This is a genomic window from Phyllobacterium sophorae (genome assembly GCF_003010965.1).
GTDB lineage: Bacteria > Pseudomonadota > Alphaproteobacteria > Rhizobiales > Rhizobiaceae > Phyllobacterium > Phyllobacterium sophorae.
In genome coordinates this window covers 80,558-92,871 of sequence record NZ_PGGM01000019.1, presented here as the reverse complement: position 1 = coordinate 92,871, position 12,314 = coordinate 80,558, and the positions used below count along the sequence as shown (strand labels likewise).

Below are 12,314 nucleotides of genomic sequence, written 5' to 3'. Positions count from 1 at the left end.
CTCCTATGCCACTGGCCCGGCGATGGGCTCGATATTGACCAGGAACGCCTTGTATTCAGGCGTCTCGATATTGGCGTCACCTACAAAGGGGGTGAGCGAATTCGGACCGAAGCCTTTCTTTGCCGCTCCAGTGAAACCCCAGTGCAGTGGTATACCCACCACGTGAACCGGTTTGCCGTCGCAGATCAAAGGTTTGATCCGCTTTGTCACGACTGCCTTGGCTTTGATGGATCCGCGCTTGGACCACACTCGCACCCATCCGCCTTTGACGATGCCCCTCTCCTTGGCGAGTTCTTCCGATATCTCGACGAAGAATTCGGGCTGCAGGACGGCATTCACCCACACATGCTTGGTCCAATAGTGGAAATGTTCGGTCAGACGGTAGGATGTTGCCGCATAGGGAAACTCCTGTGATGCGGGCTCGGCAAATTGCGCGAAATCGCCCGCGAACACCCGCGCTGCGGGATTGCCGCGTACATTCGGGGCAACGAAGTTGGTGACCGGTGATTCGAACGGTTCATAATGGGCCGGAAACGGACCGTCGCGCATCATGCCACGCACAAACAGGCGTGACACACCCTCGGGATTCATGATGAATGGCCCGACATCCGACGGCTTGGCCGTCGGAGCGATATCCGGCACATCATAGCCAGACCATTTCTGCCCGTCCCACTCGATCAGCTTGCGGCTTGGATCCCATGCCTTGCCCTTCAAATCCGCTGAAGCCCGGTTGTAGAGAATGCGGCGGTTGACGGGCCAGGAGAACGCCCACTTGGAATAAGCGCCGGTTTCGTCGGGGTCGGACGTATCCCGGCGCGCCATATTGTTGCCGTTCTCATTGAAGCAACCGGCGTAAATCCAGCAGCCGCTCGATGTGGAACCATCATCACGCAGCGCAGCAAAGCTGGGTACCAGCTTGCCTGCTTCGGCAACCACCTTGGTCGGATCGCTCGGGTCATAGACAGTGGCATAGGCCCTGCCATTGATTTCCTTGGCAAGCTCTTCAGCAGTCGGCTCGCCCGGATCGCCATAGGACCAGTCGAGATTGACGATCGGATCGGGGAAGGCTCCTCCTTCCTTGCGATAAAGGTCTCTCAGGCGCACATAGATCTGCGCCATGATCCAATTGTCCGTCTTCGCTTCTCCAGGAGGCGTGCCGCCCGGCCAATGCCATTGCAGCCAGCGTCCGGAATTGGTCAGCGAGCCCTCATCTTCAGCAAAGCATGTGGAGGGCAGTTGGAAGACCTCCGTTTGGATTTGCGAAGGATCAACATCGTTAAACTCGCCGTGATTCTCCCAGAACCGCGAGGTCTCCGTGTCCAGGGGATCCATCGTAACGAGGAACTTGAGCTTCGACAGCGATGCAGTCAGCTTCGTTCTGTTCGGAGCTGCGAGCAGTGGATTGAACCCTTGACAAATATACCCTGTCATCTTGCCCTGGTTCATAAGTTCGAAGGCGCGCAGCACATCGTAGCTCGGGACATCAAGCTTGGGTAACCAGTCATAGGCAAAATGGTTTTCCGGCGTCGCCGCGGGACCCCACATGGCTTTCAGGAAACTGACGAAGAACTTCTTGTAGTTCTGCCAATAGCTCATCTGGTTGGGCCGAAGTGGTTTGAAACCGCGTGTTGACATGTAGCTGTCGAAATCCACCTCCTTCTCGGTCGGCAGCGTCATATAACCCGGCAAAAGGTTGGACATCAGCCCGACATCGGTGAGGCCTTGAATGTTGGAGTGCCCGCGCAGTGCGTTCATGCCCCCGCCGCGCACGCCGATATTGCCCAATATGAGTTGCAGCATCGCCATCGAACGGATGTTTTGCGAGCCTTTCGAATGCTGTGTCCAGCCAAGCGCGTACATGGACGTCATCGTCTTGGTCGGCGTTGAACATTCCGAGATCATCTCGGCCACCTTCAGGAACTTCTCCTTGGGTGTACCACAGATGCGCTCGACCGTTTCCGGCGTGTAGACCGAAACATGCGCCTTCAGCAGGTTCCAAACGCAGCGCGGATGCGTGAGCGTGTCGTCCACCGTAGCGTACCCGTCATCGCCGATCACATAGTCCCAACTCGACTTGTCATAGTCGCGCTTGGTTTCGTCGTAACCGGTAAACAGGCCGTCCTTGTATGCGAAGCCGTCCTTGACGATGTAGGCGGCATTGGTGAATGCCTTGACATAGTCCCACTGCACCTTGTCGTTCTGGATGCAGTAATTCATGACGCCGAGCAGGAAGGCGATGTCCGATCCCTGGCGAATCGGTGCATACACATCGGCAACCGATGCCGAGCGCGTAAAGCGCGGATCGACGACAATCAGCCTCGCACCACGGTTGGCCTTGGCCTCCGTGACCCATTTAAACCCGCAAGGGTGCGCTTCAGCGGCATTGCCTCCCATGATGACAACAAGATCCGTGTTCTTGATGTCCGTCCAGGAGTTGGTCATTGCACCACGGCCAAATGTTGGGCCCAAACTGGACACCGTTGGGCCGTGTCAGACACGTGCCTGGTTATCGAATACCAGCATTCCGGCGCTGCGTACGACTTTGTAGGTCACAAACGCCGTTTCATTCGTTGTTGCGGAGGCGGCGAGGAAACCAGTCGTGGTCCACCGGTTTACTGTTACGCCGTCATTGTTTTTCTGGACAAAATTACCGTCGCGATCGTCCTTCATCAACCGGGCGATGCGATCGAGAGCTTCTTCCCATCCGATGCGTTCGAATTTGTCCGAGCCAGGCCTGCGAACCATCGGATATTTCAAGCGAGTCTCGGCCTTGACGAAATTGAGAAGCGCCGACCCTTTGGGGCAAAGCGTGCCACGATTTGTCGGGTGGTCGCTGTCGCCCTCGATATGGATAATCTCGGCCTGTTCGCCTTTTCTAAGATCACCCTTTGAGTACATGATTATGCCGCATGCAACGGAGCAGTATGGACAGGTGTTGCGCGTTTCGGTGGTATTCACGAGTTTGAAAGCGCGGATCGCTTCAGCATGTGCTGTCTCGACTTCACCAAAGCCAAAGGCTCCAAGCGCCGTACCCGCAAAACCCGCGCCGGTCGCCGCAAGAAACTGGCGCCGCGAGAGTTCCATGTTCATAGAATGTTACCTCCCCTGTAAGCCGGCTTTGCCAACCCAGCATGCCGGAGATGAGAACAACATCGGCATTTAAAGACAAAATCCTACCTGAGCATATTTTATTGTCAAATCAATAAGAAGCGATCAAATATGAATGGAAATCTCAAATTAAAGATGTGCGGTGGTGAACATAACCAATGTTGTCGATATTGTGCTGTTCGCAACTCAAGCAATGATAAATTGACCTTCGGTCCCAAATGGACAAGAATAGTCGCGTGAGCTTGCTTGTCGCTCCCGAGTTCGGGGCAGTCCTCATATCCTTCCGTTGCAAAGCGCGCCCGGAAAGGGCGTCTTTATTGGGCTGCGCGCCCCTTTCACAAATCACGAAAAGCTTTCACCCCATACATTTCAACTGTCTGCCAGCGCCGTTGATGTCGTCAAATCGGGAGGGCTTAAAATGTTAGATCGTCGCGAATTTCTAAAGGCCGGTACCGCAGCGAGCGTGATCGCCGCAATGCCAGGAAAGGTCTTTGCTGACCCTGCTTTTGCGCCAAGGCCCGGCGCGTGGCGGACCTTCGAAATCACCACCCGTATCGAGCTATCAGGGACGGAAGGCTCCGGGCGCGCATGGGTCCCGCTGCCAGGCTTCAGCGCCAGCGATTGGAATCGGTCAGAGACAAGCACCGTTACGACCAACGCAGCCAGCGCCAGAGTCATGCACGGTGCACCCGATGACGCTGACATGCTGCTTGTCGAGTGGAAAGCCGGCCGGGGCGCGCCAGCTGTCGAGATCATTAGCCATGTAGCCACGCGTGATCGTGCCATGGATCTATCAAGGCCGGGAAGTCCCACCCCGCTAATGTCCGCCGAGCGTGCACGATATCTGGCTGGCAGTCGATTTGTCCCCGTCGACGGCATCGTCGAGGAAACATCCAACAGGATTGTTGGTAGGATAACAAACGAGGTTGAGAAGGCGAGGCTGCTTTACGAGTGGGTGGTCGCAAACACCTACCGGAACCCCGCCACACGTGGCTGCGGTTCCGGCGATGTCGCCGCCATGTTGAGAAGCGGCGACCTTGGCGGAAAATGTGCCGATCTGAATGCTCTTTATGTCGGCCTTGCCCGCGCCGCCGGTCTTCCTGCGCGCGACATTTACGGTTTGCGGGTCGCGCCGTCAAATTTTGGTTACAAGAGCCTCGGAGCGAACAACGAGATCGTCACCAAGGCGCAGCATTGCCGCGCCGAAGTCTATCTTTCCGACTTTGGCTGGGTGCCCGTCGATCCGGCGGATGTGCGAAAGATGATGCTTGAGGAGGTAAAAAGCGGTCTGGGCGCTGACGATCCCAAGGTCGTCGCCGCGCGTGAGACACTGTTTGGTGCCTGGGAAGGCAACTGGATCGCCTATAATGATGCCCGCGACGTGACGCTGCCCAATTCAAGCGGACCGGCGCTGGCTTTCCTGATGTACCCGCAGGCGGAAGTTGCCTCGGTCAGGCTCGATTGCCTTGAGCCCGACGCGTTCAAATACTCGATTCGCTCACGGGAAATCACGATCTGACGAACGACTGGCAAACCCACGCAGAGGATATCATGGATGATCGAACTTCATCGTCGCCGGTACGTCTTACGGCGCTTGCCCATGGTGGCGGCTGCGGCTGCAAGCTCGCGCCTTCAGTGTTGCAGCAATTGCTTGCAGATCAACCTGCAGCTGGGCCGTTCGCCCGGCTGCTTGTGGGAACCGAAACCGGGGACGATGCCGCTGTCTGGCAGCTTGATGACGAAACCTGTGTGATCGCGACTACAGATTTCTTTATGCCGATGGTCGATGATCCCTTTGACTTCGGCCGGATCGCGGCGACCAATGCGATCTCCGATGTTTACGCAATGGGCGGAAAACCAATCATGGCACTCGCCATTCTCGGCATGCCGATCGACAAGATATCCGCTGAAACGGTACGCGAGATATTGAAGGGCGGACGTGCGATATGCGCACAGGCCGGTATCCCTGTTGCCGGTGGTCATTCGATCGATTCGCCGGAGCCGATCTACGGTCTGGCAGTAATAGGCATTTGCCCCGTTGCCAGCCTGCGGCGCAACAGCGGCGCCAGGCCTGGCGACACCCTGATCCTGACCAAGGCCCTCGGTGTGGGGATTTACTCCGCCGCGTTCAAGAAAGGTATGTTGCCGGCGCACGCCTATGGCGAGCTCATTGCATCGACGACACTTTTGAACCGTATCGGTCCCGAACTCGCCCAGGATGCAGATGTGCATGCTATTACGGACGTCACCGGTTTCGGCATTCTCGGCCACGCCCTGGAGGTTTCGCGTGGTTCGAACGTGCAGATCTCGCTGCGCACCGACGATATCGCCCTTTTTTCTCTGGGTGCCGAGCTAGCGCAGCAGGGGTTCGTCACCGGGGCATCTCATCGCAATTGGGCAAGTTACGGCAAAGAGGTCGTCTTGCCCAACGACTTCCCGCCGTGGAAACGTCACGTGCTTACGGATCCTCAAACCTCCGGCGGCCTGCTTGTTTCATGCAGCGCGCAACGGGCGACGGGCGTTCTCCAAAAGATAGTGGCTGCAGGCTATCCGGCGGCCCGGATCATCGGTTCTGTAGGCGCGCCGGGATCAACTCATAGCCTTCAGGTAGTCTAGCTTCGGGGAAGAGGTCACCCAAGGCATTGCCGTTGTTTGAAGGTCAGGTGCGTAGGACCGTGCTGACAGTGTCAAAAGATCCGGGCAGCTCAGTGAGGACCACCCCCAGTTTGGCAGATATTTCCGAGGCAGACTTTGAGAGCGACTTCGCACAAAATTTCCGTGACCCTGATGCCCCGAGGGATGTCCAACACATCTAGAGGCGGGAGGCGAGAACCTTATCGACACGCCGATGGTCAAGGTCGACCACTTCAAAGCGCCACTCGTCGAAATTGATTGCCTCACCCGTTTCCGGAATTCGTTCCAATCGATCGATGATAAAGCCAGCAACGGTTTCGTAATGACGGGTCTTTGGAAGGTCGATGCCCAAGAGCTCTGCCATTTCATCGGCGGGCATCCAACCGGCAAGCAACCAGGAACCATCATCGCGTCGAACAGCCTCCGGCTCGGACTGATCTTCGTCGGAGCGGAATGCCCCAGCTATCGCGTCAAGAATGTCAGCAGGCGTCAGCAGACCTTCGAAGTGGCCATACTCGTCATGAACGAGCGCCATCGGCACATCCGAGTCGCGCAAGACTTTCAGCGCTGCCAAAGCATCAAGCGTATCGGGAACCACGGGAGCACGGCGGATGTGGTCGCGTATCACAACCCGCGAAGCGGATAGTAGCGCCTCGACCATGTCCTTCAGCATGATGACGCCAATGACATTGTCGCGGTCGTCGTCAAAGACGGGCAAGCACGAATGATTGCTCGCGATGAGCTTCCCCTTGAGTGAAGCGACGTCTTCGTCAACCTTGACCATCTCGACGTCGGTACGGGGTGTCATCACGGCGCGGACACTGCGGTCGCCGAGCCGGATCACCCCCGAGATCATCGAACGTTCTGCTTCTTCGATCACTCCAGTACTGCCGGCCTCGGCAACGATCGTGAGAATTTCCTCATCCGTGATGGCGCTTTGCGATGCGGTTGAAACCCCCAGCAGTTTGAAGACGCCACGCGTCGAGGCATCGAGCAGCCAAACGGCAGGAGCGGCAACCCGAGACAGCATATTCATGGGACGTGCAATAAAGCAGGCGATGCGCTCGGGATTCTTCAACGCCAGATGTTTGGGAACGAGCTCCCCGACGATAACGGAAAGATAGGTGATGATGCCGATGACAAGAGCATATCCTCCAGGCTGGGCGATATCGGGGCGAACGCCTGCGCCCGTTAGCAATTCACCCATCCGCGCCCCTAGGGTCGCACCGGAAAATGCACCGGCAACAATGCCGACAAGGGTGATGCCGATTTGGACTGTCGAGAGGAATTTACCCGGACTCTCGGACAGGGCAATTGCGGCTTGCGCGCCGGCGACGCCGCGATCGGCCAGCATTTCAAGACGTATTTTTCGCGCCGAGACCACAGCAAGTTCAGAAAGTGCGAAAACGCCATTAAGCACGATGAGGAAGCCAACGATCAATAACTCAAGCATATGTTTTGGACGTGCCTCTCCGACGATTTCAGTACGGAGGGTATGTTTCCCGTCTGAAAAGCCAATCTATGATCCCGCGCCCCGTAATCCAAGCCATTTCTCGGCAGCGTCGCTCAAGATGAAAACGATCCTCAACGCAAGCCAATATGCAAGCTGGCGCAGGGAATACGCGGCGGTCAAACCCGGCCCAAGCACATAGGTTGTGGCAAACGAAGATTTATTCAGTTCAGTTTCTCAAAATGGCGCCGTTGGGTGATAGCTGATAACCACAATGGCGTCGGTTCAATGTCCAGCATACAGCAACCCGGTTGGTATTAAATTGGGAACGATAAAATTAGCTGCGAGTTGTTGAGGTGCCAAATTGAAACCGGAGCACCAAAATGAAAACGCTTGCAGAGCTATTCGAACACACCCTCAAAGATGTTTATTACGCCGAAAATGCTATCGTAAAGGCTCTTCCAAAAGTGTCCAGCGCGGTAAAGAGCGCAGAGCTTAAAAAGACCTTAGACCAGCACCTGGAGGAAACAAAAGGACAGATCAAAACCCTGGAGAAGGTTTTCAAGACGATTGGCCTAAAGCCGGAAGGCCAAAAATGCGATGGTACGGATGGTCTGATAAAAGAGGCCGATGGCGTCATTGCTGATGCGCAAGGTGTCGCTTTGGAAGCTGGTGCCTTGGCCGCATGCCAAGCTGTAGAACACTATGAAATTGCCCGTTACGGCTCTTTGCGCGAATGGGCAAAAGTTCTCGGAAATGAAGAGGCGCATGTTTTACTGAGCGAGATTCTTGATCAAGAAAAGGCGGCCAATAACAAGCTCACCAACTTGGCAGTCACCTCAATCAACAAATAGCACTTTGCTGGAGTGCACGATTGGCGAGGACGACCATCACCATTATCCGATCAGATCGATGCGGAGTTTGAAGTGGTCACCTCGTCGTCGGTCCTACTTCACCTCGCTACCATATCTAGACACCTTCCAACGCAACTATTCTGGTTCTCGCGCATCGTTCGCGGATGCCTTGAGACACTCGCTGCGACATCTGCAATGAGGTGTACCGACACATGGCGGCAACGCCTTGAAAGGTGTGCTGCGCGCAACATACGCCTTTCCCCTAATCATGGCCCAAGCGGCCATCATCGTGCCGCATGGAGAATAGAGCAGCAATCGTTCAATGCGCGCAGCTTTCTCATCAAGCCGGTGAGGCGATGGCCAGAACGATAGCGATTGCCAGCAATAGCGGCCCCATCCATCTGAAATGGCCTACGAGGTTTGCAAGCCAAGCATTCTGCGCACCTTGATTTGGGGTGGGAAACGAAAGATAGCCAAAGCCGACGGCTGCCATCCATAGTCCGGCGCAAAACATAATGAACTCGTCGATGTAAGCTGCAATCACGCCCGCTTCTCCCTGGAGTCGGTCCAACTTGCCAATTTTCAATGCCGGTGCATGAGAACGCTGGCATGAGAAGTTCGCGCAGGCTGTGGCCAAAGGCAAGAGCGAAACGAATGCATACGCCGGTTCCGGTTTTTAATCCCAAAGCCAGAACGCCGCTCGATCAATGGACAATGATGACATTGTCGCTCTGGTGAGGAAGCCGAGAGCCTAAGGTGTGACATGCCCCCTGTTTCGACCGAGAGCCTCACCAACAAGCGAAGAAGAAGCCCGCCAATTGGTAGTGGCCAATGAGAACGTTGCGGTGTCCATATTAGCTCGTGTCTCGTCTACAAATTTTACGGCGAAAGATCCAGCAGGGCCGAATAACACAAAGAATTCAATAAAATGTGCAGGTGGGACGCTGTGTCGTAACGTAATGATCTTTGCACGCGCCAAATAACAGTTAGGAAATTTGGACGAGGACAAGGTGCATCATTCTAGCCCAATATGCTGAAAAACTTACTCTCGTGGCGGATATACTTCGCAATCCGATTACTGCATAGTCGCGCGCGAACAGTTTTAAGCATCAATAGCTGTCGGCAAACAATCATCTATTACGGATAAGATTCCATGAATGCTCCCCCCTGCTGGGCAGCGTTCAACGATCCCTGCTGCCTTCATGATCACCGTGAAGTCCTCAAGCATCAATGACTCAAGCTGGCTGAAGCAGCATAACGGGGCAGAAGCCAACAACACCAAAATCGTGCTTTCAGATTTTAAGGAGCTTGCGAAAATGGCTGATTCTATTTCCATGCAGCGTGATTTTTGGAACAGATGGAATGCGTCGACGCGGGAGGTGCACCTCGAAGAAGTGTCTTTCCGTCAGGCGCAGGTAGTACGAAGCTGGCTGGCGCAGACACCTGGCATTGAGCGCCGCATTCTGGAGGTGGGCTGCGGAGCGGGCTGGTTCTGTGGTGAGCTAGCGGAGTTCGGCGAAGTTACGGCGACCGATCTTTCCGACGAGGTATTGGCAAGGGCTCAGGAACGTCTGCCCAATGTGAGATTTATCGCCGGAGATTTCATGCAACTCGACTTTGGAGGCGAAAAGTTCGACGTGATCGTCGCTCTTGAAGTTCTCTCCCATATAGCCGACCAGCATGCATTCATCGCCAAGCTTGCCAGCCACCTGCATGATAACGGTCAATTGATGCTGGCCACGCAAAATCGCCCCATCCTTCAGAAATACAATCGTATCCCGCCACCAAGTCCGGGCCAGCTTCGACGCTGGGTGGACAAAAAAGAGTTGACCTCGCTTTTGTCCAGGCACTTCGAGGTATTGCAGCTGTTTTCGGTGACACCCACAGCAAACAAAGGGTTCATGAGAATATTGCATTCCCGAACCCTCAACCGGCCCATTCGAGCCCTTGTTGGCAATAGACTTGACCGCTTGAAAGAGTCTATTGGTCTCGGCTGGACGCTTATGGCGCGGGCACGGAAGAAACCAGTGCCGTGAGCCATTGAGAAGATTTTGAGCGGTCTATCGTTCGCGACTGGTTACGGTCGAGAATCCGAACCGGCCGGCGTTTTCTCACCTGCGGTGTGTTCGCGCTCAATCGCGTTTAGCAATTGCTGAATTCGAGCATCTCCGCCGATCCTGTCGAGGTCCGAGTCATTCCTGAACCACATGACCTGATACGACGAACTATTGGGTAAAACCCTTTGCAAAAGCTCGATGGCTTGGTCAGTGTCTCCGATGATCGAATAAACGCAGGCGACATTGTATTGTGCCACAATGTCGTTAGGGTCGATCGCCAGTGCACGCGCTGCCCACTCGCGGGCGCGCTCTTTTTCGCCAAGATGTGCCCATGCAAGCGCACCGCGGTGGGCTGGACCAGAATTTTCGGGATTGCGACTGAGCGCCCGTTCTGCTCGCCACACACCGATGCGTGCCCAACTTTCGGTTGCCGCGGGCTGTCCCAGCGAGCGATAGGCACTCATAAGGTGGATCGGCGATATATAATCGTCCGGCCTGATCTGGGCGGCACGTTTGAAATAATTGACAGCCTCCTCGAAGTTTCCGTGCATGAAGAAAAAACGGGCATAATGAAAATGTGCCTCGTAAAGATTGGCGTCCAGAGCAAGCGCGCGCTCGAAGGCGGCAACGGCCTGCTTGTCGTGGCCATTTTGATGCAGCGCAAGTCCCCGGGAAGCATGGGCCTCCGCCAGGTCCGGGTCGAGCTCGAGTGCCTTCGCACTGGTGGCCATGATGCTGCTCAGCGGAAAATCATCAGGTTGCCAGTCCCGTAACGCCGCGTCGCAATCGGCTATGCCGGCATAGGCGCGGGCGTAGCCCGGGTCCAACTCCACCGCCTTGCAAAACATACGCCGCGCCAGATGCAGATAAGTCTTGGTCCAGGCATGGGAAAACTGGCGGCCACGCAAATAATACGTGTATGCTTCCACATTAGCAGTGGGTTCGCACAAAATGGCCCTCTTCTCCTCCGGCAACAATTTAATCTTTAACTGGTTCACGATCGCGTGCGTGATCTCATCCTGGATAGCAAATATGTCGGTAAGGTCGCGGTCATATCGCTCGGCCCACAGATGTCCCCCATTTTTTGCATCGATAAGCTGGCCGGTGATACGGATGCGCTGTCCCGCTTTACGCACACTGCCTTCCAGCACGTAGTGAACACCAAGTTCCTGTGCCAGCTGCTTTACCTTGACCGATTTGCCCTTGTAGGTGAACACGGTGTTTCGGGCGACAACTTGAAGGCTGGAGACTTTCGACAGGTCCGTGATTATGTCCTCGGTAATGCCGTCAGAAAAATATTCTTGCTCCGGGTCCTGACTCATATTCGTAAACGGCAGCACAGCAATGAACAGTTGGTGCCGATCAGACGAGCCTGGCCCGGCGGAACCTTGGTTCTGCGCCTGAACCGGAAGACCAAGCGACACGGTGTAGACCCGTACATTCTGTTTTATGTTTTTTAAAGAATGTTCGCCTTTGTCCTCAAATGCCAGATTCAACCGGGAGCCGACCTGGTCGCGCACTGACGCCGAAACGGCGATACCGCCGGGCTCGGCAATTGCTTCGAGTCGCGAGGCCACATTCACACCATCTCCGAAAATATCGTCATCTTCGACGATCACATCTCCAAGGTTGACACCGATCCGGAACTCGATGCGCCTGTCCACGGACACAGCCTCGTTGCGCTGGCGCATGTTTCGCTGGATTTCGGCTGCGCAGGCAACGGCGTTTACAACACTTGGGAACTCGACCAGCATGCCGTCGCCGGTGACTTTCACAATGCGGCCTTTGTGGTCGGCGATCTTTGGCTCGAGTAGCTCGTTTCGATGACGCTTGAACGTAGCAAGCGTGCCAGCTTCGTCCGCACCCATAAGACGACTGAAGCCGACAATGTCTGCAGCAAGTATCGCGGTCAGTCGACGTTCCAAACAGCCCCCGTTTTCATTGGATCTAGCCCCTGAAGGAACTTAGCTTTTTCTTGGGCACCTGTCGTGTCCATACTTTTGGTTAGTTGGCAGCAGGCTGCATGACATTAAGGAGCAAGGATCCCCCTGCCCTTTGGCGGAGAAGGTTCGAAATACGGCATCGATGATTTCACCGAGGTCAAGTACGTCTGTCTTGGCGGGATCGCCTGACGGTCCGCCTCAAGAACGTTGACAAATCTAGTCGCCGGAGCCCTCGCCATTCGCCGCACTCGCCTCAATCGAATTGTGA

At 55.4% G+C, this 12,314-nt stretch carries 8 protein-coding genes; 4 read left to right on the top strand and 4 right to left on the bottom strand.

Annotated features, from left to right (window positions below):
• Positions 1–3: 3 nt before the first annotated feature.
• Positions 4–3,090: a formate dehydrogenase-N subunit alpha gene (fdnG, locus tag CU103_RS28415; protein ID WP_146147886.1), complete on the bottom strand. Its 3,087-nt coding sequence runs from the start codon at positions 3,088–3,090 to the stop codon at positions 4–6.
• 436 nt (positions 3,091–3,526) lie between these two features.
• On the opposite strand from fdnG, the gene CU103_RS28405 reads away from it, so the two are divergent.
• Positions 3,527–4,627 (top strand): transglutaminase-like domain-containing protein, encoded by a 1,101-nt coding sequence (locus CU103_RS28405; protein WP_106667391.1) that lies wholly within the window; start codon positions 3,527–3,529, stop codon positions 4,625–4,627.
• Positions 4,628–4,659: 32 nt separating this feature from the next.
• The gene (selD, locus tag CU103_RS28400; RefSeq protein ID WP_106667390.1) at positions 4,660–5,724 is read left to right on the top strand and encodes a selenide, water dikinase SelD; all 1,065 of its coding nucleotides are present in this window, start codon (positions 4,660–4,662) and stop codon (positions 5,722–5,724) included.
• A gap of 196 nt (positions 5,725–5,920) precedes the next feature.
• Here selD and CU103_RS28395 read toward each other — a convergent pair whose 3' ends face one another.
• Positions 5,921–7,195 carry a hemolysin family protein gene (locus CU103_RS28395; RefSeq protein WP_106667389.1) on the bottom strand — a complete coding sequence of 425 codons (1,275 nt, stop codon included), beginning with the start codon at positions 7,193–7,195 and terminating at the stop codon, positions 5,921–5,923.
• A 380-nt stretch (positions 7,196–7,575) separates the two neighbouring features.
• Between CU103_RS28395 and CU103_RS28390 the strand changes: the two genes are divergently transcribed.
• The gene (locus CU103_RS28390) at positions 7,576–8,046 is read left to right on the top strand and encodes a YciE/YciF ferroxidase family protein (protein WP_106667388.1); all 471 of its coding nucleotides are present in this window, start codon (positions 7,576–7,578) and stop codon (positions 8,044–8,046) included.
• Between the two features lie 340 nt (positions 8,047–8,386).
• Here the strand turns inward: CU103_RS28390 and CU103_RS28385 are convergent, their stop codons facing one another.
• Complete coding sequence (locus tag CU103_RS28385) at positions 8,387–8,590, bottom strand: hypothetical protein (protein ID WP_106667387.1); 204 nt, start codon at positions 8,588–8,590, stop codon at positions 8,387–8,389.
• A gap of 658 nt (positions 8,591–9,248) precedes the next feature.
• Between CU103_RS28385 and CU103_RS28380 the strand changes: the two genes are divergently transcribed.
• The gene (locus CU103_RS28380) at positions 9,249–10,082 is read left to right on the top strand and encodes a class I SAM-dependent methyltransferase (RefSeq protein WP_146147885.1); all 834 of its coding nucleotides are present in this window, start codon (positions 9,249–9,251) and stop codon (positions 10,080–10,082) included.
• Between the two features lie 41 nt (positions 10,083–10,123).
• Here CU103_RS28380 and CU103_RS28375 read toward each other — a convergent pair whose 3' ends face one another.
• Positions 10,124–12,028 (bottom strand): TPR end-of-group domain-containing protein, encoded by a 1,905-nt coding sequence (locus CU103_RS28375; protein WP_106667386.1) that lies wholly within the window; start codon positions 12,026–12,028, stop codon positions 10,124–10,126.
• Positions 12,029–12,314: the final 286 nt, after the last annotated feature.

What these genes read in the sequence shown, in the direction of transcription:
- CU103_RS28405 (WP_106667391.1), top strand. Translation starts at nt 3,527, where the DNA reads ATGTTAGATCGTCGCGAATTTCTAAAGGCCGGTACCGCAGCGAGCGTG.
- selD (WP_106667390.1), top strand. Translation starts at nt 4,660, where the DNA reads ATGGATGATCGAACTTCATCGTCGCCGGTACGTCTTACGGCGCTTGCC.
- CU103_RS28395 (WP_106667389.1), bottom strand. Translation starts at nt 7,195, where the DNA reads ATGCTTGAGTTATTGATCGTTGGCTTCCTCATCGTGCTTAATGGCGTT.
- CU103_RS28390 (WP_106667388.1), top strand. Translation starts at nt 7,576, where the DNA reads ATGAAAACGCTTGCAGAGCTATTCGAACACACCCTCAAAGATGTTTAT.
- CU103_RS28380 (WP_146147885.1), top strand. Translation starts at nt 9,249, where the DNA reads ATGATCACCGTGAAGTCCTCAAGCATCAATGACTCAAGCTGGCTGAAG.